The sequence below is a fragment of the Pseudomonas sp. Choline-02u-1 genome, from assembly GCF_002836515.1.
GTDB lineage: Bacteria > Pseudomonadota > Gammaproteobacteria > Pseudomonadales > Pseudomonadaceae > Aquipseudomonas.
In genome coordinates this window covers 341,145-361,761 of the sequence record NZ_PJBC01000013.1, presented here as the reverse complement: position 1 = coordinate 361,761, position 20,617 = coordinate 341,145, and the positions used below count along the sequence as shown (strand labels likewise).

At 59.2% G+C, this 20,617-nt stretch carries 18 protein-coding genes; all 18 read right to left on the bottom strand.

Translation table 11 applies throughout. From position 1 onward, the window contains the following. Positions 1–51: 51 nt before the first annotated feature. Complete coding sequence (gene fliJ / locus CXF97_RS11785; RefSeq protein WP_101158639.1) at positions 52–501, bottom strand: flagellar export protein FliJ; 450 nt, start codon at positions 499–501, stop codon at positions 52–54. 6 nt (positions 502–507) lie between these two features. Then, positions 508–1,866: a flagellar protein export ATPase FliI gene (gene fliI / locus CXF97_RS11780; RefSeq protein ID WP_016771077.1), complete on the bottom strand. Its 1,359-nt coding sequence runs from the start codon at positions 1,864–1,866 to the stop codon at positions 508–510. Then, on the bottom strand, positions 1,856–2,668 hold the full coding sequence (gene fliH / locus CXF97_RS11775) for a flagellar assembly protein FliH (protein WP_101158638.1): 813 nt from the start codon (positions 2,666–2,668) through the stop codon (positions 1,856–1,858). Before fliH ends, fliI begins: the two co-directional genes overlap by 11 nt. Positions 2,669–2,672: 4 nt before the next feature. Further along, a complete protein-coding gene (fliG, locus tag CXF97_RS11770; protein ID WP_016771079.1) occupies positions 2,673–3,692 on the bottom strand; it encodes a flagellar motor switch protein FliG in 1,020 nt (339 codons plus the stop codon). Next, positions 3,685–5,472, bottom strand: a complete 1,788-nt coding sequence (gene fliF, locus CXF97_RS11765) for a flagellar basal-body MS-ring/collar protein FliF (RefSeq protein ID WP_101158637.1) — start codon at positions 5,470–5,472, stop codon at positions 3,685–3,687. Before fliF ends, fliG begins: the two co-directional genes overlap by 8 nt. A 14-nt stretch (positions 5,473–5,486) precedes the next feature. Next, complete coding sequence (fliE, locus tag CXF97_RS11760; RefSeq protein ID WP_016771081.1) at positions 5,487–5,816, bottom strand: flagellar hook-basal body complex protein FliE; 330 nt, start codon at positions 5,814–5,816, stop codon at positions 5,487–5,489. Between the two features lie 128 nt (positions 5,817–5,944). After that, positions 5,945–7,327: a sigma-54 dependent transcriptional regulator gene (locus tag CXF97_RS11755; protein ID WP_101158636.1), complete on the bottom strand. Its 1,383-nt coding sequence runs from the start codon at positions 7,325–7,327 to the stop codon at positions 5,945–5,947. A 5-nt stretch (positions 7,328–7,332) separates the two neighbouring features. Next, positions 7,333–8,544: a PAS domain-containing sensor histidine kinase gene (locus tag CXF97_RS11750; RefSeq protein ID WP_101158635.1), complete on the bottom strand. Its 1,212-nt coding sequence runs from the start codon at positions 8,542–8,544 to the stop codon at positions 7,333–7,335. A 110-nt stretch (positions 8,545–8,654) separates the two neighbouring features. Next, complete coding sequence (locus CXF97_RS11745; protein ID WP_041479014.1) at positions 8,655–10,130, bottom strand: sigma-54 dependent transcriptional regulator; 1,476 nt, start codon at positions 10,128–10,130, stop codon at positions 8,655–8,657. Between the two features lie 170 nt (positions 10,131–10,300). Continuing rightward, positions 10,301–10,597 carry a flagellar protein FliT gene (locus tag CXF97_RS11740; protein WP_101158634.1) on the bottom strand — a complete coding sequence of 99 codons (297 nt, stop codon included), beginning with the start codon at positions 10,595–10,597 and terminating at the stop codon, positions 10,301–10,303. Between the two features lie 9 nt (positions 10,598–10,606). After that, complete coding sequence (fliS, locus tag CXF97_RS11735) at positions 10,607–11,002, bottom strand: flagellar export chaperone FliS (protein ID WP_101158633.1); 396 nt, start codon at positions 11,000–11,002, stop codon at positions 10,607–10,609. Positions 11,003–11,130: 128 nt separating this feature from the next. Then, the gene (gene fliD / locus CXF97_RS11730; protein WP_101158632.1) at positions 11,131–12,537 is read right to left on the bottom strand and encodes a flagellar filament capping protein FliD; all 1,407 of its coding nucleotides are present in this window, start codon (positions 12,535–12,537) and stop codon (positions 11,131–11,133) included. A 73-nt stretch (positions 12,538–12,610) separates the two neighbouring features. Then, positions 12,611–12,976 (bottom strand): flagellar protein FlaG, encoded by a 366-nt coding sequence (locus tag CXF97_RS11725; protein WP_101158631.1) that lies wholly within the window; start codon positions 12,974–12,976, stop codon positions 12,611–12,613. 72 nt (positions 12,977–13,048) lie between these two features. Then, complete coding sequence (locus CXF97_RS11720) at positions 13,049–13,900, bottom strand: flagellin domain-containing protein (RefSeq protein ID WP_101158630.1); 852 nt, start codon at positions 13,898–13,900, stop codon at positions 13,049–13,051. A gap of 349 nt (positions 13,901–14,249) precedes the next feature. Then, positions 14,250–15,182 (bottom strand): ketoacyl-ACP synthase III, encoded by a 933-nt coding sequence (locus tag CXF97_RS11715; protein WP_101158629.1) that lies wholly within the window; start codon positions 15,180–15,182, stop codon positions 14,250–14,252. A 352-nt stretch (positions 15,183–15,534) separates the two neighbouring features. Next, positions 15,535–16,296, bottom strand: a complete 762-nt coding sequence (locus tag CXF97_RS11705) for a class I SAM-dependent methyltransferase (RefSeq protein WP_101158627.1) — start codon at positions 16,294–16,296, stop codon at positions 15,535–15,537. Positions 16,297–16,343: 47 nt separating this feature from the next. Beyond that, positions 16,344–17,726 (bottom strand): bifunctional 2-polyprenyl-6-hydroxyphenol methylase/3-demethylubiquinol 3-O-methyltransferase UbiG, encoded by a 1,383-nt coding sequence (locus tag CXF97_RS27985; protein WP_157830881.1) that lies wholly within the window; start codon positions 17,724–17,726, stop codon positions 16,344–16,346. Positions 17,727–17,868: 142 nt separating this feature from the next. Further along, on the bottom strand, positions 17,869–20,598 hold the full coding sequence (locus CXF97_RS11695; RefSeq protein ID WP_101158626.1) for a glycosyltransferase: 2,730 nt from the start codon (positions 20,596–20,598) through the stop codon (positions 17,869–17,871). Between the last annotated feature and the right edge of the window lie 19 nt (positions 20,599–20,617).

The following is a 20,617-nucleotide window of genomic DNA, read 5'->3' as shown; positions in this document are numbered from 1 at the left end:
GTCGAATGCATTCGCGAGCAAGCCCGCTCCCACAGGGATTAGCGCTGAGGTTTAGAAGGCATCACGTCGCGGCAAGCGCTGCGACAACTCATCCAGCAGCTTCTGCTCGCGCTTGTCCTCAAGGCGCTGCGCCTCGTCGCGATAGCGCTGCACCAGTTTGCGCAAACCCTCGACGCGGGCAAACGCCTGTTGCCACTCCTCACGCGCCTTGTCGAGCTTGTTCTGGTGCCAGACCAGGCTTTGCCGTTGCTGGTCGACGGCGGTGTCGAGTTGCGCCAGAAAGCCCTGAAAGCCCAGCAGCCATTGCCCGGTGACGCCGGTGCTGCCGCGCACGATCCATTGCTGCGAGTAATCCAGACGAAAGGCATTGAGGTCGGCCAGTTTGCTTTCCGCGACTTTTACCTGACCTTGGAAATAACCAAGCCGCTGCACGGCGGCTTTCTCGGCCTGTTCGGCCATTTCCACCACCGGTGCAAGGCGCGCGGCGCGACTGACGGCCATGGCCGGTTACCCGCCCGCCGCAGGGGCGAACAGGGTTTCCAGATAGGCCTGGCTCTCACCCAGATTGATTTTGTCGTTGAGGCCCTGGCGCTGATACCTGACCAACTGCGGCTGCAGGGAAATCGCCAGGTCGGTCTCGCGATCGCCGCCGGCGACGTAGGCGCCGACGCTGATCAGATCGCGGCTCTGCTGATAGCGCGACCAAAGCTGCTTGAAATACTGCGCACGCTGCATGTGATCTGGCGAAACCACCGCCGGCATCACCCGGCTGATCGACGCTTCGATGTCGATCGCCGGATAGTGGCCTTCCTCGGCCAGGCGCCGCGACAGGACGATGTGGCCATCGAGTACACCGCGCGCCGAGTCGGCAATCGGGTCCTGCTGGTCATCGCCTTCGGACAGTACGGTGTAGAACGCCGTGATCGAGCCACCGCCCTTCTCCGCGTTACCGGCGCGCTCAACCAGTTTCGGCAGTTTGGCGAACACCGAGGGCGGATAGCCCTTGGTTGCTGGCGGCTCGCCGATGGCCAAAGCGATTTCCCGCTGGGCCTGGGCGAAACGAGTCAGCGAATCCATCAGCAACAGAACGTTCTTGCCCTTGTCGCGGAAATACTCGGCGATGCGCGTGCAATACATCGCCGCGCGCATACGCATCAGCGGTGCATCGTCCGCTGGCGAGGCGACCACCACCGAGCGCTTGAGGCCCTCTTCACCGAGAATGTGCTCGATGAATTCCTTAACTTCGCGACCACGCTCACCGATCAGACCAACGACGATAATGTCGGCCTCGGTGAAGCGGGTCATCATGCCCAACAGCACCGATTTACCGACACCGGTACCGGCGAACAGACCCAGACGCTGGCCACGGCCGACCGTCAGCAAACCGTTGATGCAACGGATGCCGACATCCAGCGGCACGCTGATCGGATCACGGTTGAGCGGGTTGATTGTCGGGCCGTCCATCGGCACCCAGTCTTCGGCTTTCATCCCGCCCTTGCCGTCCAGCGCACGCCCCGCGCCGTCGAGAACACGGCCGAGCATGCTCATGCCCATCGGCAAACGACCGGTGTCGGCCAACGGCACCACGCGGGCGCCCGGGGCGATACCGGCGACACTGCCGACCGGCATCAGAAAGACTTTGCTGCCGGAAAAGCCCATGACTTCTGCTTCCACCTGAGACGGGTGATAGCTGTCGTCGTTGATCACCATGCAACGGGTGCCCATGGCGGCGCGCAGGCCTTCGGCTTCGAGGGTCAGGCCGACCATGCGCAGCAGCCGACCTTCAAGGATCGGCGCGCCGGCAATCTCGGTGGCCTCGGCGTAGGTGCTCAGGCGCTTGGCGAAGCTGGTGCGTTCAAGGCGCATCGCTGGCGTCCGCGCGCGGCTCGTCAGAGTCGACAACCGCTGGGGTGTCTTCGGGGATCTCCAGACTCAAGTCCGGCGCTGCCGGGTGCAGGGCCTGCTCATGCAGCTGGTCGAACAGCTTGGCCATGACCTGGGTCACCCGCGACTCCACACTGGCGTCGATGCGGCTGTGCTCGGTTTCAACCCGGCAGCCGCCCGGCAACAGCGACTCGTCTTCGACGATGCGCCAGGTTTCTTCGTGGCGCTCGCGCAGGGCTTTGACCTGGGCGAAATCCTGCGGATTGACGTACAGGCGCACGTTTTCCACACCCAGCGGCAACAGCTTGAGGGCGTCGCGCATGACGTGTTCGATCTGGCTCGAATCGATGGCCAGTTCGCGCTTGATCACCTGTTTGGCAATGTGTTGCACGAGGTCGACCAGCGACTTTTCAATCTGTGTGTCTTGCTCGGCGATCGGTTCGAAGAGGTTGGCCATCAACAGCTCAAGGCTGGCGACTTTCGCCGCCAGTGCTGTTTCAGCTTCCTGACGCACCTTCAGCGTGGTGCTGTGAAACCCTTCCTTTTCGCCAATGGCGAAGCCCTCGTTGTAAGCCTCCTGACGGATGCTTTCGAGTTCTTCCAGAGTCAGTGGCTGGACTTCTTCCAGCGGCACTTCTTCCATTTCCGGCGGCTCGGGCTCCGGTTCCGGCTCAGGCTCAGGCTTGGGCTTGGGCGGGTCGAAGCTGGGCAGCGCCCAGGATTCGAAACCACGAACATCGCGGGCGCGGATCAGATCCGTCACAGACTCGTCAGGCTTGTCCATGGGCTTAGATCATTTCCTCGCCGCCCTTGCCACCGAGCACGATCTCGCCGGCTTCGGCCATACGACGGGCAATGGTGAGGATTTCCTTCTGCGCGGTCTCGACGTCGCTGACGCGCACCGGGCCTTTCGCCTCGAGGTCGTCGCGCAACAGTTCGGCCGCACGCTTGGACATGTTCTTGAAGATCTTTTCCTTGACGCCTTCGTCCGACCCCTTGAGGGCCAGCACCAGCACGTCGGACGAGACTTCGCGCAGCAGCGCCTGAATCCCGCGGTCGTCGACGTCCGCCAGGTTGTTGAACACGAACATGAGGTCTTCGATCTGACCGGACAGGTCTTCGTCGACTTCGCGGATCGAGTCCATGAGCTGGCCTTCGATCGAGCTGTCGAGGAAGTTCATGATGTCGGCCGCACGCTTGATACCACCGAGTGTGGTGCGCGAGGCGTTCGAGTTGCCGGAGAACTGTTTCTCGAGAATCTGGTTGAGTTCTTTCAAGGCAGCCGGTTGCACGGTGTTCAGCGACGAAACGCGCAGGATGATGTCCAGACGCACTTTATGGTCGAAGTTGCCTAGCACTTCACCGGCCTGATCCGGATCGAGGTACGCGACCACGATCGCCTGGATCTGCGGGTGTTCGTAACGGATCACGTCGGCGACTGCGCGCGGCTCCATCCATTTCAGGCTGTCGAGGCCGCTGGTGTTGCCACCGAGCAGGATGCGGTCGATCAGGCCGTTGGCCTTGTCTTCGCCCAGGGCCTGGGTGAGCATCTTTCGCACGTAGTCGTCGGAACCGACGCCGAGGCTGGTCTGATCGCCGACGATGTCGACGAACTCACTCATCACCTGCTCGACCTGTTCGCGATGTACGTTGCCCATCTGCGCCATGGCCACGCCGACGCGCTGAACCTCTTTGGGGCCCATGTGGCGCAGCACTTGCGCAGCATCGGTCGAACCCAGGGACAGCAGCAGAATCGCGGCTTTGTCGACCTTGGTCAGTTTGACGGTGGCGGCTCGGTTATCACTCATCTGCGTTAATCCACTCTTTCACGACCTGAGCCACGCGACCCGGGTCTTCAGCTACCAGACTCTTGATTGCATTCAGCTGCGCGTCATAACCCTCGCTCGGGCTCGGCAACAGAATGCTCTGCGGACCACCGAGGCTCACGCGGTCGTTGGCCAGTTCGCCGTCCAGGCCGCCCATGCCACCGAGTTCCACGTCGCTGCCCAGACCGGCCAGCTCCTTGCCTTTGCCACCGCCGGTGATGTTGTTGAGCACCGGACGCAGCACACCAAACACCAGCACGAGGATGAACAGCACACCCAGCACTTGTTTGACGATGTCCCAGAACCATGGCTGGGAGTAGAACGGAATATCGGCAATCACTTCGCCGCGCTCGGCGGAGAACGGCATGTTGATCACGCTGACGCTGTCGCCACGGCTGGCGTCGAAACCGACGGCGTCCTGCACCAGTCGCGTGAAGCGCGCCAATTCGTCGGCGCTCCACGGCGCGCGGCTGGTTTCACCGTTGGCCGGGTTGATCTTGACCTGATCATCGACCACCACCGACACCGACAGGCGATTGAGACGGCCCTGCTGCTGTTTGGTGTGGCTGATCGAACGGTCGAGCTCAAAGTTCTTGGTCGATTGTTGACGCTTGTCGGCCGGATACGGCGCGAGCATTGGCTGGCCGGTGGCAGGGTCCATGATCTGCTGACCGTTGGCGTCGACCAGTGGCTGACCCGGCTGGATCATGCCGGCCGCTGCAGCGGTACCGCCGGTGGTCTGCGGCGCCGAGGCCGGCGACGGTGGCTGGTTGCTCAGGGCACCCGGCACACCTTGCGGGCCATTGCTGGCGGTGCGTTGTTCATTGACCGACTGTTCGCTGCGCAACGCCGGCTGATCAGGGTTGAACTGCTCGGCGGTCGATTCGACGGCACTGAAATCGACGTCGGCCGAAACTTCAGCCTTGTAGCGATCGTTGCCCAGTACCGGTTGCAGAATGTTGTGCACGCGCTGGGTGAGCATGCTTTCCATGCGGCGGCTGTAATCGAACTGCTTGCCGGCCATGGTCATCTCGGAGTTCTCCGCCTGATCGGAAAGCAGGTTGCCCTTCTGATCGACGACGGTGATCTGCGATTTGCTCAATTCCGGAACGGAGGTCGCCACCAGATTGATGATCGCGACCACCTGCCCCGGCTCCAGCGAACGCCCGCTGTACAGCTCGACCAGTACCGAAGCGCTTGGCTTGCGCTCGTCACGGACGAACACCGAACTCTTCGGAATCGCCAGGTGCACGCGAGCACCCTTGACGTTGTTCAGGCTGGAGATGGTCCGCGCGAGTTCGCCTTCGAGGCCGCGACGATAACGGGTCGCTTCCATGAACTGGCTGGTGCCCAGACCTTGTTCCTTGTCGAGGATTTCGAAACCGATATTGCCATCGCTGGGAGTGACACCAGCGGCAGCGAGTTTCATCCGCGCACGGGACAGGTCGTCGGCCTTGACCAGCAAGGCGCCGGAATTGGGTTCTACGTTGTAAGGAATGTCAGCGGCGGCCAGGGTTTCCATGACCTGTTTGGCGTCCATGCCGGCAAGGCTGCCGTACAGTGGACGGTAATCCGGCTGCTGCGACCACAGCACCACGGCAAAGCCAATCGCCACGCTTGCAGCCAGACCGACCAACAGGCCGACCTGACGCAGCACGGTCATCTGGGAAAGATTATCCAGAAAGGACAGGCCGAACAGCGGCGGTTTGCCGTCGATCGGGGTGGCCTTGGCCGGAACGTTATCAGCGACTGCTTCTGCCATGACTTAATTCGCCCTTAAACCGGCATCTGCATGATGTCTTGGTAAGCCTGGACCAGCTTGTTGCGCACCTGGGTCAGAGCCTGGAACGACACGCTGGCTTTTTGCGACGCAATCATGACGTCAGTCAGGTCGACACCGCTCTTGCCGATCTCGAAAGCATTGGCCAGTTGAGTCGACGCCTGCTGGGTATCGCTGACTTTATTGATCGCCTGACCGAGCATGTCGGAAAAGCTGCTGCCCGCGATTTCAGGGACAGCGGCAGTCGATTTACGCGCAGACATGGCATCCACTTTCATGGCCTGCATGTCCATCATCAACCGATTAAATTCAATACCTTGGCTCATGGTCTACTCTCTTGGGCGGCCCGCAATTTTTTGACACTCACTCGGCGGGTACACAGGTATTAGCAACAAGGGTGCCAGCTCATGGGCACCCTTCTGAGAAAAGCATCTGGAATGTTTTGCAGCATCGATCAGGTGGCGAACAGATAGCCTTCGACGTCCATCCCGGCGTCGCGCATTTGCGCCAGTTTGTAGCGCAGAGTCCGCGGGCTGATGCCGAGCTTTTCGGCAGCTTCCTTGCGCCGGCCACGCTCAGCGCGCAGGGTCTCGATGATCATCTGAAACTCCCGGCGGCGCAGGTCATCGCCCAGGGCGCCGGAGGAGTCCGCCTCGATTTCCACCTCGCGAATCACCGGTGCAGTGACCGGCAGCGACGCAAATGTCACCGCACCGCTCAGGCAAAAATCCTGCGGCTGAATCAAACCGCCCTGCTGCAGGATCAGCGCGCGCTGAATGGCGTTGTCCAGTTCACGTACATTACCTGGCCACGGATACGCGGTCAGGCAGGCCTGCGCCTCGGGGGACAGCTTCGCTGCTGCGTGCTTCATTTTATTGACGTGTTTGGCCAGCAACTTTTCCGCCAGCGGCAGGATATCGGCAGTGCGCTCGCGAAGTGGACGCCAGGCCAGAGGGAAAACCGACAAGCGGTAAAACAGATCCTCACGGAAGCGCCCCGCTGCAACCTCGCCAGCAAGATCGCGGTTGGTTGTGGCGACCACGCGGATATCCAGGCTGATCGGCTTGCGCGCACCCACGCGCTCGACCTCACGCTCCTGCAGTACGCGTAACAGTTTGGCCTGCAAGCCCATCGGCATTTCGGAAATTTCATCAAGCAGAATGGTGCCGCCGTCCGCCTGTTCGAACTTGCCGGCCTGCGAGGCGATGGCGCCAGTGAACGAGCCCTTCTCATGACCGAACAGTGTCGCTTCGAGCATGTTGTCCGGGATCGCCGCGCAATTGATTGCAATGAATGGCTGACTGGCTCTCGGCGATTGCTGGTGAATGTAGCGCGCCAGCACTTCTTTTCCGGTGCCGGACTCGCCAGAGATCAACACAGTGGAGTCACTGCGCGCCACCCGTGCCGCCAGCTCAAGCAACTGCGCACTGGCCGGTTCAACGGCGACGGGGCCGTCCGCTTCGCCTGCGTCGATGCTGCCCAGCGCATGCCGCGCGACCAGATCAAGCAGCGCTTTGGGTTCGAACGGCTTGACCAGATAATCCGCCGCGCCCTGGCGCATCGCATCGACCGCACGCTCGACCGCGCCATGGGCGGTCATCAGCAGCACCGGCAATTGCGGTTGACGCGCGCGCAGCAAGGCGAGCAATTGATGCCCGTCCATGCCCGGCATGTTGACGTCGCTGACCACCAGGCTGAAGGCATGCTGCGCGACCGCCGTCAGCGCCTCTTCGGCGCTGCCGACGGCGTGATAGTCGTGGCCGGCGAGCAGCAGCGTATCGGCCAGCGCTTCGCGCAACGAACGATCATCCTCGACCAGCAACACCTTGATGCCCATGACGATTATTCAACTCCCTGTGCAGCGGAAAACAGTGGCAGGCTGACCTGCGCGCAAGTGCCGCGCCCGACTCGCGAACGCAGGGTCAATTCTCCCTGATGTGCGCGGGCCACCGCTTTGACCACGGTCAGGCCAAGGCCGGTGCCGGTGACTTTGGTGGTAAAAAAAGGCTCGCCGAGGCGCGCCAAAACTGTCGGCTCAATGCCGCTGCCGCTGTCGCTGACACACAAGCGCAGGGTGTTGCCTCTGGTGTAGCAATGCACTTTCAGGCGCGCTTCGCCGGCGCTGGCCTGAATGGCGTTTTCAATCAGATTCAGTAATGCCCCGACCAGTGTGTCGCGGTTGCACAGCAGCTCGCCAGCATGACTGTCGCACTGCCAGCGGATTGGCAGGCCCTGCACATGAGTCAGCGCCGCTGCCTGCAGCGACTGCATCAGGGCATTCGGCGTAATGCGGTCGGTCAGGGGCAATTCACCACGGGCGAACACCAGCATGTCGCGCACTTGATGTTCCAGTTCGTGCAGGCGCTCCTTGAGCCGCCCGGCAAAACGCTGCTGGGTTTCCAGCGGCAATTGCTGCTCAGTCAAATGACTGGCGTAGAGCAAAGCGGCGGACAGCGGCGTGCGAATCTGATGCGCCAAGGACGCGACCATGCGCCCCAGCGAAGACAAACGTTCATGCCGTGCCAGTTGATCCTGAAGATGCCGGGTTTCGGTCAAGTCGTTGAGCAGCACCAACTGCCCCGGCTCGGCGTCCAGCGAGCGGGTGGAAATCGACAGGCGTCGACCGTTTTTCAGGGAAATTTCGTGACCGTCGTCTTCACGCGGGGCGAAGCAGCGTGCGATGACATGGCGCCAGAGCTCGCCTTCGAGTGGCGAGCCGAGCAAGTCGATGGCGGCCGGATTGGCTTCGCGCACCAGACCGTGGCCATCAATGACGATGACGCCGCCAGGTAGCAAGTCGAGGAGGTTTTGCAGGCGATTGGCCAAGCGTTCTTTTTCCGCCAGCTCCTGCATGCGCTGGGCGCTGACCACGGCCAGCTCACCCTTGAGCTCGGTGACCCGCGCTTCGAGCAGGCTGTAGGAGTCGGTCAACTGGCTCGACATCTGGTTGAACAGCTGGAAGGCCTGCTCAAGCCCCTGACGACTTGCCTGCTCTACGGACGAGGGATGCCCCACGATATTGGAGGCAGAAGAGATCTGGGCGGCTTGGGGCATTGGGCTCTCTCGCTTGGCTGACCGTCAGTGAAACGGAACGTTGCGAGGGCTATAGCAATACCCGTGCCTAAAAAAAACAGCTTATAAATGAAGCGGTTGGAAAACAGGCGTCAATCATCCGCCTGTTCATCGCCTCCGGCCCGGCTCATTCCGTACTTGCGCATCTTCTCGACAAGCGTGGTGCGACGAATGCGCAGACGCTCAGCGGCACGGGCAACAATGCCATTGGCATCGTCCAGCGCCTGCTGGATCAGGCCCTGCTCAAGACCGCCGAGATAATCCTTGAGATCCAGACCTTCCGGCGGCAACAGCGCATTGGCGCTGAAGTCAGGCGTATGGCCGTTGATGGCCACGCGCTCTTCGAGATCGCTGCGCAGGCTGTCAACCATTTGCTCATCTTCGTCGTCGACGTAGCGGAATTTCTTCGGCAACTCGACCACGCCGATCACCCCGTACGGGTGCATGATCGCCATGCGCTCGACGAGGTTGGCCAGCTCGCGGACGTTGCCCGGCCAGCCGTGGCGGCACAGCGACATGATCGCAGCGGAGTTGAAACGGATCGAACCGCGCTTCTCGTGCTCCATGCGCGAGATCAGTTCGTTCATCAGCAGCGGAATGTCTTCGACGCGCTCACGCAACGGCGCCATTTCGATCGGAAATACGTTCAGACGATAGTAAAGGTCTTCGCGGAACGAACCGATCTCGATCATGCTTTCGAGATTCTTGTGGGTCGCGGCAATGATGCGCACATCGACACTTTGGGTCTTGTTGCTGCCCACGCGCTCGAAGGTACGCTCCTGCAGCACGCGCAGCAGCTTGACTTGCATCGGCAGCGGCATGTCGCCAATTTCGTCGAGGAACAGCGTGCCGCCGTTGGCCAGTTCGAAACGCCCGGCACGGCTGGTGATCGCGCCGGTGAAGGCGCCCTTCTCGTGGCCGAACAGTTCGCTTTCGAGCAGCTCTGCCGGGATTGCCCCACAGTTGACCGGCACGAACGGCGCGTCGCGGCGCTTGGAGTGGTAATGCAGGTTGCGCGCGACCACTTCCTTGCCGGTGCCGGACTCGCCGAGGATCAACACGCTCGCGTCGGTGTCCGCCACTTGCTGCATCATCTGACGGACGTGCTGAATGGCACGACTGGTGCCGACGAGGCTGCGGAAAAGGTTGGGTTCGCGATGACGGCCGCGTTCGCGGGCCTGGTCGTACATTTCGCGATAGACCTGGGCGCGGTGCAGCGAATCGAGCAATTTGCTGTAGCTGGGCGGCATCTCCAGGGTCGACAGAACCCGGCGACGCTGGTCTTCAGGCAGGTCAACGGAAGAATTATCGCCCATTAACAAAACCGGAAGGAACTCATCCCAGGTTGCGAGTGTCTTTAGCAAGCCCAAAAGCGCGCCAGGAGCATTAACCGTCCCGATCAGTACGCAAATGACTTCACGACTAGACGACAAAGAGCCGACAGCCTGCTGCCAGTCATGGCTGCCGCAGGGTAAATTTTCTTCGCCAAGAAAATTCAGAATCACCGCCAGGTCGCGGCGGCGGACGCTATCGTCATCGATCAGCAGAATTTTGGTTTCACGCCACATGCAATAGCAACTTCCCTAGTCAACTCAATGCCCGAAAAATAAGGCAAGCGAGACGCTTGCAGGACACCATGTGCCTGTAGACGCCCTAAACCTGATAATAGCCACTAGTTAAGTCAAAAAACCGTGCACAGTCAAATTTATGGCGCAGTGGTTTTACTAATCGGCCCGCTTCACGTGAACAAATGGTAGATGTTTGCGGCATTTTTCGCTTGGCGAATCTTTGCCATTTCATCGACTATTGTTTGACGCTCTTCACACGCCACATCAATCAGCTGGCGGTACACGTCGAGCAGATCTTGCAGACTGCTGCGCACACTCTGCTCATTGTCCAACGTTTGCGCAAGCACATCCTCGACGCAAACGCGGCAGCTCAGATCAAGTTCGGTGATGGTTCCCCAATCACGACTCTCCAGCGCCCCGAGCAGTGCGTAACGGGTTTGTTCGATACGTTCGAGCACAGCACTCATGGTGTTCTCCTAGGCGTCGGGAACCTGATCACCAATTGCATCCCACCCCTCTTTCAAGGTAATCAGCAGGCGCGCTACCTCATTGAGGATCTCGGGGTCATTTTTAATGTTGGCTTCGACAAGGCGTTTGCTCATGTAGGCGTAGAGTGAATCGATGTCCGCCAAGGCTTCGGCCTGATTTTCCAGATCGAGCCCTTCACGCAGGCCGCCAACGATACCGATGGCCTTGCCGATCAGGATACCTTTCTGGGCGGCATCATTACGCGCAATGGCGCCCTTGGCCTGCGCGATACGATCCAGGCCACCCTGCATCAGCATCTGTACCAGGCGGTGCGGGCTCGCCTCGGAGGTTTGAGCCACGCCGTTGACTTTCTGGTATTGCCGAAGGGCCAACATAGGATTCATGTTCTACCTCATTACAACGAAAATGTTCATATTGCCTTTATCGTCTGCGCAGCAAAAAACTTTAGCGCACAAACGCGAAAGCCCGGAGCGCCTGTGATGGCTAGCCGGGCTTACAACCTGTCAGGCGGTCAGGAATTCTTCTGCTGCGCCTCGATGGAGTTGAACATCGAGACGATGTTCTTGCGTTGCGCCTCAAGCTTGCCGACCAGGGTGTCCATGGCCACGTAGCGCTTGGTCAGCGTCTCGGTCAGCGCGTCGATACGACGACCCAGCGCCAGTTGCTGGTTAGTAAGGTCGGTTTGCAGCTTGTCCAGACCGTTCTTGCGCGTATCGAGAATACCGCCGGTTTGCAGATAGGGTTCGATCGCCTTGTTCATGCGCTCGAAGACACCATTGGTGCCGCTGAAAAGCTGCTGCACATCGGCGCCCAGCTTTTTCTCTTTCATAGCAGTGTCATATTTGACACCGTTGAATTCAAGCGTACCGTCCTTCTGTGTATTGATGCCCAACTGGCTAAGGCTAGTGAGTCGATCACCGTTGCTCTCCGTGGCAAGCTGCTTGCGCAGATCCGAAAGCAGTGCTCGCGTAGTCGGGTCGTTGGTCAGCGACCCCAGCACCAGATTGCCTTCTTCGTCCTTCGAGGTAGCCGTCAGGTTGTTGGCGGTCTTGACCAGTGTGTTGTACGCATCGACATAGGCCTGAATCGATGTTTTCAAACCCTCGGTGTTTTCACCCACGGTGACCTTGATCGCCTTGCCCGGGTCAGTTCCGGTCTCCTGAAGCAGATCAAGACTGATACCACTGATCGCGCCAGTGACGGTGTTGGTCTTGCTTGAGACCTTGATACCGTCCACATAGATCAGCGCATCCTCGGCCTTCTCGCCGACATAGCCAGCACCGTCACCGACCATTTCCTGTCCAGCAGGGATTTCTAGATCGGCAATGCCTCCAACCGATATATCGGTTTCTTTACCGGTCATCGTGGAACTGAATACCAGGCGCGAACCGTCCGCACCGGTTACGATGTTGGCGCTGATGCCTTTCTCGGCGAGCGATGTATTGATGGAATCACGCACCGACTGCAAGGTCGCACCGGCGCCAACCTTGACAGTGTGGGTCACGCCGTCCTGCGTAATCAGCAAGTCACCCTCAGCGATCGGGGTACTGGGCCCCGCTTCGAAGTTCTTGGTGGCGACTTTCGACGAAGTGGCGAGATTTTCGACACGAACCATGTAGCTACCCGGCACCGCCGTGTTATCCGACGTGGCTTTGACCGTAGTGTCACTGCTGGACGTTGCCGTGTATGCGCTAAACGAAGGGGCTGCGGTGTCGTTGAGTTTTTTCATCGCCGCCTGATACACGGACAGCGCACTCTTGAGCGACGCCACACCTGAAAGCATGGCGGTGTTATTGGCGGTCTGGCGTTTGATCTGGTTGGACTTGGGATCGGTCTCGGCCGCAACCAGTGTTTTCACAATGGCGTTGATATCAACGCCGGAACCCAGACCCGTGCCTGGTAAAATCGTACTCGCCATTGCTATTCCCTCTTGAGTGCATGCCGCCCCTAGTCGGTAAAAGACTAGCGAACTTGCCGCTCGCCCGCCACCGTCAGACCTTGGCGTCGAACAACAGGCTGTTTACATCGCTCAGACTGTGAGCAATTCTCAACGCCTCTTCCGAAGGAAGTTGGCGGATCAGCTCTCCAGTCTCACTGGCGATGACTTTAACTACAATTCTGCCGGACTCTTCGTCCGTGGAAAATTCGAGGTTACGACGCGAGGTAGCGAGAAATGTCTCGATATCCTTGAGCGCCCTTTTGACTTTCTCAGCTTCGGTAAGACCGGTGTCGGCCTCGTCCTGTGCTGGCTTGATGGGCTCAACAGCCCGAGAGGGCTTGACCACAGGTGATTCGGCGGCCTGCTCGACCGGCTTCGTGGCCTGGTAAGACAGGTTCAGCTTGACGCTCATATCCATACCAACCACCTCTCAATGTAAAAAGCGGAGGAGCACCACAGGTGCGCTCCCCCGCCGACAATCATCAGGCGATTACTGAAGCAGTTTCAGTACGGCCGATGGCAGTTGGTTGGCCTGGGCCAGAACCGAAGTCGACGCTTGTTGCAGAGTCTGCTGCTTGGTCAGCTGGGCAGTTTCAGCGGCGAAGTCGGTGTCTTGTACACGACCACGTGCAGCTTCGGCGTTTTCGTTGATGTTCTGCAGGTTGGCGATGGTGCTGGTCAGACGGTTCTGAACGGCGCCGAGGTCAGCACGGGTGGTGTTGATGTTTTTCAGTGCTTCGTCGATGGCGGTCATCGCGCCACTGAAGTTTGCTTCGATATCGGAAGCAGCACCAGTGATAGCCTTGCCGTCCAGTGCGCTCAGAGCACCGGCAGTGTTCATTGCGTCAGTCAGGGTGATGCTGATCTGGTTGTCGGAACCGGTGTTGGAGCCCACCTGGAAAACCATCGCGGTGGTAGTGCTACCGTCGAGCAGATTCTTGTTGTTCAGCTGGGTGCTGGCAGCGATACGATCCAGCTCTTTGGTCATCGACTGGAATTCTTTGTCCAGTGCGTCACGGTCATCGGTAGTGTTGGAGTCGTTTCGTGCCTGGAGAGCCAGTTCACGCATACGCTGCAGGATGTTGGTCTGCTCTTGCATCGCGCCTTCAGCGGTCTGCGCGATGGAGATTGCATCGTTGGCGTTTTTGATTGCCATGGTCTGACCGCGGATTTGCGAAGTCATACGGTTGGCGATCTGCAGGCCAGCAGCATCGTCTTTGGCGCTGTTGATTTTCAGGCCGGACGACAGACGGGACATCGAAGTGCTGAGAGCGTCGGAAGCACGGTTCAGGTTTTTCTGAACGCCCAGGGAGGTGGTGTTGGTGTTAACAGTCAAAGCCATGACGAATTCCTCGTTGGTTGGGTACTACGGCTTCCGGCCTTGGCAATTCGCCGGGTGTGGCACAGAGAACCTTCGTAATAGTTATCGTCGTCATGGCACGTTGCTTTAGCTGATTTTTTAAAAATAATTGGTGGCATCCCGCCAGCCCAGCAAACGCGGGGATTTGACGCCAGAAATCAGCACATCATCAAACATGACTCAGGGTGTTTCAGCAGATTTACACCCCAGCGCACAGAATCCTGCGCATGGCAGCTCTCGTCGCTCGAACGGAACGCAAGATATGGATGGTGAAAATCCACACACAAAAACGCCGCCAGGGTAAGGCGGCGTTCTTTAATGCAACCGGCTGTCAGTCAACGCGCTCAATGATCGCCGAGCCCCACGACAGGCCGACACCAAAGCCGCTCAGGGCGACGCGCTTATGCTGTGAACCCATCACGTGCTTTTCAAGCAGCAGCGGAATACTGGACGATACGGTATTGCCTGTCTCGGTCATATCCTTGACAAAACGCTTGGGGTCACCGCCCTCGAAACGCTGGGATACCGCATCAACAATCGCCGCGCTTCCCTGGTGCAAGCAGTAAAGGTCGATGTCCGTGGCTTGCAATTGGCTTGCATCAAGCAATTGCTGCAAGTGAGCCGGCACTTTGACCAAGGCAAAATTGTAGACCTGACGACCATTCATGAAGAACTTGCCATCGGTGGTACGCAAAAATTCCGCGCCTGCGCCATCGGTGCCGAAAAGCGACTTGCCCAACTGCCAGTGCGCACCTTCGCCCATCCAGGTCACCGTTGCGGCATCACCGAACAGCATGGTGGTGTTGCGATCTTCAGGATCGACAATCTTTGAATAAGGATCGGCCGTGATCAACAGACCGTTTTTCAGCCCGGCAGCCTCCATGAAACCCTTCATGGCATACAAACCGTACACGTAGCCGGAGCATCCCAGAGAGATGTCGAAGGCGGCGATATGGGTCGGCAGACCGAGCTTGTGCTGAACGATCGCGGCAGTGTGCGGTAAGCCTTCAGCATCGCCGTTCTGAGTGACAACGATCACAACGTCGATTGAGGCCGGGTCCAACTCAGGGTTGCCGGAGAACAGGGCATTGACGGCCTCGACACACAAGTCGGAGGTTTCCTGTCCGGCGCTTTTGCGGGGCAAGAACGTCGAACCGATCTTGCCGAAGATGAATTCCTGGTCCTTACCGAATTTCGCGCCTTGCGCGTAATTGTCCAGCCCTTCAGCCGGCACGTAACTGGCGATACTTTTAATGCCAATCATATGGCTTCCCAATTCAGAAAAAGCAAAATGCCCACCAGGCACCACGAATGCGCGCCAGGCAACAAACGCCTGACAACACCGTTCGCCGGCTTAGCTGTCCCGGTTGCGGGAATGATAACAGTGAAGATGCCCGCCGTGACTTCCGAGTCACGCGCTTTTATCGAATCGGTTGCCGACAGGGCCAAAAACGGCACGAGGCGCATCCGAAGCCTGGGGCGACCTGCTCACTGATTGGGGTGGGTTTTGCAAAGGCAGTTTCACCCGCCATGACTGAAAACCGCCACGAATGGCGGCTGGTGAAAACTTCTGGCTGGAGGTTTTCCTGTTTCCCGGGCCGAAGACCTTCAGGCCTTCAAGCAAGATCGGCCAGGGCTGCAGGGCCCTGGCCTTTGGTGAATTCGTGAAGCTTTTCCAGGACATCATTGACGATGGCCTCACGACCTTCCATCGCGCTCAGTCGTTGAACAGCTTCGTTCAATCGCCGAATGTCTTCGGGAAACTCAAAATAGCTGAAAATCTGCTCACTTCCGGAAACCTTGCCATTCTCAAACTTTGAGATCGCTTTGATCATTCGGTTCGGATGCTGGCGTATGCAGGCTTCGTCTTTGACGAAAACGGCGAGGAAGTCGCTCCATACATCCTCATGCTGAGGGGTGATGAAGGACTCCAGCAACGCGGGGTTCATGCCTTGACGCTTGGCCCAGGTGACCAAGGCACTCCCTGCGTCAGGGTAGAAACGCCAGCAGTCGACCGGATAACGGTGAAAGGCGCCGTTAGAGGGCACGTTGATGAACATAAGGCCATCCGGCTTCAGAACCCTCAAGCACTCCGTGAACGACAGCCAGAACATTTCTGAGTGCTCAAGGCAGGAGGAGCTGACGATCACATCGACAGACTCACTCTCGAACGGAAGGCTGTACGGGTCGGTCAAGACAACGTCGACCCCTTTTCCGACGACGAAGTCAACCCCAATGTAGTGCACGCTGGACGGCGCGACTTCCCGAAGTGACCCGTTCACGTTTTGTGCGCCAATCTCGACAACCACGCAAGTTGAGTCTTCACCCAGATAGGTATCGAAAAACAATTGTCCATTTTGCATTGCGGTGGGGTGCATATTTCAAATTTCCAATCGGAATGAAGATAAGGTGTCGACGCAGAACATCAACCTGCTACAGCCCTGAACACGTACTGCAACGGTAACGCATCCTGGACAGCCATCTCCGGATCCCTCCCCGCCGCCGCAGCCATCGCATGGATCACTGGCAGAAATCTCTCGCGCTGAGGCTCTTCAAAAACGCGTGGCACGCCCGCTTCGACAGTCAAACCGGCCTGGTTGAACATTTCGAGCATGGTGGTCAGCGTAAACCAACGAATATGTGTTCTGTCGAACAGACCGGAGTCTTCATAGCGGAAATCACCCACACTGAGCCGCGCCTGAACACTCCAGTGCTGAGCATTTGGAATGCACGCGACGACACAGCTGCCGGGGGCACTCGCCTCACGGATTCTCTGCAAGAGCTGCCATGGGTCGTAAAGATGTTCAAGCACATCCCCGAAGACCCAGCAGTCAGCGGCCAGATCGCCGGCAAGCAAATCATCGCTGGCCGTTTCGATATTCATGTCAAGCACACGATCACAGTGCTCGCGTGCCAGTTGCGCATAGCCTGCATCGATCTCGATCCCGGTGTAATGAACATCGGGGTTCAGTTTTCTGTATTCGCGCGCCAGCGCACCCGAGCTGCAGCCGATCTCCACGACACGCTTGGCATTGGCAGGCATCAGCTTGAGTAAATCCGGGTTATGGAACTGATGGACCGGCGTTTGTTTCTGCACAGTAGCCTCCTGAGGCTTTCGGGTGTCTGTAACGGCATACTTTTCCTGATAACGGCGAAAGCTCTCGCGCCACGCAGGCGTACCGAACGCACCTGCGCTTTCATGGACAACGCTCAACGGCCACGTGCCCATGCTCATACCGTTCAATTCAGCCGAACGACAAAAATCCATGTCATAGAAATGAAACTCGAATTGCTCGTCAAAGCGCACTCCGGCCTGTTCCAGGCGCTCGCTGTCCGCCGCAAGCAGCAGCCCGTCGAGCAGTTTGCAAGGTTGTGGCACAGGCCCGAAATTGGAGACGACACAGGGGAAACTATTGCCGTGCCCGACCATACCACTCAGGAAGCACGCCTGATCCCAAGTGAACCGGTCATCAATGAAGGCCCACGCGGGTTGCCCCTCAACACGCCGAGTGTTGCCTGCAAGCCCGACAATATCGAACGCTGCAACGCCTTCGCGTATCCGCTCGCTCCACAAGAAGTCACACAGGTGCACATCGTCATGAACGAACACCAGAATGGCAGGATTGTCCCGGGCTTCATCAATGACGCGGTTGTAAATAGTCGAAAGCCCCTGCGTATTCTCGGCAAAAAGCCTGATTTCAACGGGATTGGCCGACTGGTGGATCAACAAGGAGCGGCCAAGAGCAGTCTCGGTGGAGAACTCCTGCTCAGACACGCGCGTTCCACATACGATTCGAATAGGTTTCATGCGGGCACTTCGTTATTGAATTTGGACAAGGACACACGACGTCGCGGTATCTCGCGCCTTGGGTACCCCCGTGAGTCACAACGTGAAGCCGCCCCCCTGACCAGGGAGCAGCCGCACTTAACCGGTAATCACGCCAAGGCGCTTACAACATCGCCATCCAGGCCAACTCGCCAACGGTGTCAGGCGTCTTGTCAGATGCCGCCCCGGTGAAAGCCTGTGGCCAACGCTCGGCCAGCGCCTGCGCCACACCGGCGTCAGGTGCCGAGAAATCTGCAACGCTGATCTGAGCCTGCGGCGTCCATACCACCGTAAGGCCTGCGTCCTTTGCCAGCAGGCACAACTCGATATCCGCACCTGGCAGCGCCTGCATACCGCCGCACTGCTCGAACAGTGACTTGTGCATCATCAGGCAATCCCCGGAAACAGCCATGCAACCACGCACTGACAATGGCCATTGATCAGCGGTGCCCAGCCAAGGCGAGTCAATTTGTGGGCCGCTCAATAAACCATAACCGGCATGCGCCAGGGTTGAATCAGCGCCATACAGCGCGCCCCCGACAACGCCGACTTCAGGGCGTTGTGCCTCGTTGAGCAAGCCTTCAAGCCAGGCAGGGCTGATGACCTCTGCGGTGGCCGACAGCATTACCAGATATTCGCCCTTGGCCTGGCTCGCCGCCAAATTGAGCAAGTCGTTACGCGAAGCACCGGACTCTGCGTTCAACACCCGCACACGGTTGCCCACTCCACGGTGCTCGCCCACTTCGTCAGCGCCACTTTCACCCGAGCACGCCACGATCACTTCGTAACGCGGATAGCGCGTGCGTTGCAGCACGCTGGCCAGGCACGCCTGCAACGGCGCAGCACCCTCCTCGCTCGCCAGCAGGATGCTGACCAATGGCGTGGCGGCATGACGAAAATCGATCTGCAACACGCAAGTGCCGTCGTCACTGACATGACCACGATAGCCCAGTAGCCTGAGGTGACGTTCCAGCACTACCTGGGCCTGGGTCATCAATGCCTGCGATGACTCTTCGCCGAGCACCAGGTAGTCATCCAGATGAGCAAGGCAGGCCACGCCCTGCGATTCCACCAGACGCAGCAGCAGGTCAAGCTCGACGGCCTGAGGCTGGGCATCGCCGAAGCCTCCCAGGTCGAGCACGGCCTGACGTCGTATCAGCCAGTGGCGAGACATCAGGGCAGGTTGACCGCGCAGCAGATCGAGATCGGCACCTGGTCGCACGACGCTCTTCAAGCGCCCGTGGCTATCGCGTTGCACTTCGTTGGCGCAGATCGCCTGGCAGGTTGCTGCATGACTCAGCTCCAGCGACAAGTGCAGCAATCCGCCAGCGAGCAACTGCTCACCGGCCTTCAGCAGCAGCATCCATTCACTCTGCAATTGGCGCACGGCCTGATTCAGGTGGGCGACCCAGTTGCCCTCCGTAACCTGAATGAAGTGCAGGGTGTCACGCGCAGTGGTGATCACCGGCGGCTTACCGGCCTTGAGCACCAGCAGCTTGAAATTGCGTACGCCACTGGCAAGCAGGCTGTCGAAGGTGGCTTGCAAGGCGTCGTCATCGTCGGCGAGATCGAGCACAACGAATGCGATTTGCTCACCGGGCGAGCGCGCCAGATGCGCAGACACACGTTCACGCGCGAGCTCATCCGGCGTCGCTGCCGCCAGCGTCGCCAGCACTTGGCCCGAAGGGGTAGCGGCCAGGCTCTGCTGCGCATCATAAGACGGGATCTGCGCCAGCCGCTGGAGCCAGGCATTGAGCTCACTGGCAATAGCTTCGTCGTCTTCGCTGGTCAAGGACGAGACCAGCCGTTGGCAGACCTCGCGATTGAACCGGCCCAACTCCAGCGCCTGCCAGTAACGATGCTGGAGACTTCCGCGGGTATCGTTGGGGTGAGTCAGCAAGAGTTCGCGCTGGCGAACCCAACTACCCTCCAAGGCCTGGAACTGCTGCCCGCCCGCCGGCCAGGCATGACAGAGAAACTCCAGCGAGGTCAGGTATTGGAACACTGACCCGCTGTAGTACGGAAGCTCGACGAACTGACGCGGCTCGAACACCCGCTCCGGATCCTCTTTGACACTCGTCCAGGACGAAGTGAACAGCAGCGGCTGCTCCAGCGCGGCAAAGGTGTTGCGGACAAAACGGTTGAGCAGTGCAAAACCTGCCTCACCCGTGCACAGGCCAAACCCGGCCGCATCCCACTCAAGCAGTGCGCGAACGGCCTGGGTGAAGCGCTCTTCCTGAGCGGCAACGGGCAGCGTGCAAGGCGCGTACTCACAAATCACATCGGTCTGCTCAATGGATTCGATCCCGCCCTGCGCCAGCAGTGCATAGGACAGTGCTACGCGCCAGCCGGAGAAATCCAGGTGACCCGGCACTTGCGCCAGTGCGCTCTGCAAGGCCTCGACTCGCAGTACCGCTCGCCAGGCAGGCTGGGCCGCCTCGGCGTACTGGCGCAAACGAGCAGTGGCGCTGACTTCGGACATGGGTGCGCGGACAGAGCCGACTTTGTGATAAGCCGCTTGCCCATTGCCTAGCGCATAAGCCAGTGCGTAACCCTGAGCCCCTATGGCGTGCGAGGCTGCCTGCAAACGAACAGCGGCAGCGTCCAGAGCTGCGGGCAAGATGAAGTCGCAGTCCAGCGCGAGGACCACCAATGGTGTCGTCACGTTATCCAGCGCGTGGGCCAGCCGCTGGCTGCACAAAGTCCCGCTGCCGGCCTGCAACGACTCCAATGACAGAAAGGAGACTTCGTTCTGATCGTAGAAGTGCTGTGTCCGTGCTCGATAGCCCGCCTGTTCATGCCCGAGCAGAACGACCGTAACATCACTGCGCGACCCGGTTGCGATTGCGTTCATAGCGTACCTGTTTCAAATA

Excerpts from the sequence above, each read along its gene's own strand:
- fliJ (WP_101158639.1), bottom strand. The coding sequence starts at position 501 with ATGGCCGTCAGTCGCGCCGCGCGCCTTGCACCGGTGGTGGAAATGGCC.
- fliI (WP_016771077.1), bottom strand. The coding sequence starts at position 1,866 with ATGCGCCTTGAACGCACCAGCTTCGCCAAGCGCCTGAGCACCTACGCC.
- fliH (WP_101158638.1), bottom strand. The coding sequence starts at position 2,668 with ATGGACAAGCCTGACGAGTCTGTGACGGATCTGATCCGCGCCCGCGAT.
- fliG (WP_016771079.1), bottom strand. The coding sequence starts at position 3,692 with ATGAGTGATAACCGAGCCGCCACCGTCAAACTGACCAAGGTCGACAAA.
- fliF (WP_101158637.1), bottom strand. The coding sequence starts at position 5,472 with ATGGCAGAAGCAGTCGCTGATAACGTTCCGGCCAAGGCCACCCCGATC.
- fliE (WP_016771081.1), bottom strand. The coding sequence starts at position 5,816 with ATGAGCCAAGGTATTGAATTTAATCGGTTGATGATGGACATGCAGGCC.
- CXF97_RS11755 (WP_101158636.1), bottom strand. The coding sequence starts at position 7,327 with ATGGGCATCAAGGTGTTGCTGGTCGAGGATGATCGTTCGTTGCGCGAA.
- CXF97_RS11750 (WP_101158635.1), bottom strand. The coding sequence starts at position 8,544 with ATGCCCCAAGCCGCCCAGATCTCTTCTGCCTCCAATATCGTGGGGCAT.
- CXF97_RS11745 (WP_041479014.1), bottom strand. The coding sequence starts at position 10,130 with ATGTGGCGTGAAACCAAAATTCTGCTGATCGATGACGATAGCGTCCGC.
- CXF97_RS11740 (WP_101158634.1), bottom strand. The coding sequence starts at position 10,597 with ATGAGTGCTGTGCTCGAACGTATCGAACAAACCCGTTACGCACTGCTC.
- fliS (WP_101158633.1), bottom strand. The coding sequence starts at position 11,002 with ATGAATCCTATGTTGGCCCTTCGGCAATACCAGAAAGTCAACGGCGTG.
- fliD (WP_101158632.1), bottom strand. The coding sequence starts at position 12,537 with ATGGCGAGTACGATTTTACCAGGCACGGGTCTGGGTTCCGGCGTTGAT.
- CXF97_RS11725 (WP_101158631.1), bottom strand. The coding sequence starts at position 12,976 with ATGGATATGAGCGTCAAGCTGAACCTGTCTTACCAGGCCACGAAGCCG.
- CXF97_RS11720 (WP_101158630.1), bottom strand. The coding sequence starts at position 13,900 with ATGGCTTTGACTGTTAACACCAACACCACCTCCCTGGGCGTTCAGAAA.
- CXF97_RS11715 (WP_101158629.1), bottom strand. The coding sequence starts at position 15,182 with ATGATTGGCATTAAAAGTATCGCCAGTTACGTGCCGGCTGAAGGGCTG.
- CXF97_RS11705 (WP_101158627.1), bottom strand. The coding sequence starts at position 16,296 with ATGCACCCCACCGCAATGCAAAATGGACAATTGTTTTTCGATACCTAT.
- CXF97_RS27985 (WP_157830881.1), bottom strand. The coding sequence starts at position 17,726 with ATGAAACCTATTCGAATCGTATGTGGAACGCGCGTGTCTGAGCAGGAG.
- CXF97_RS11695 (WP_101158626.1), bottom strand. The coding sequence starts at position 20,598 with ATGAACGCAATCGCAACCGGGTCGCGCAGTGATGTTACGGTCGTTCTG.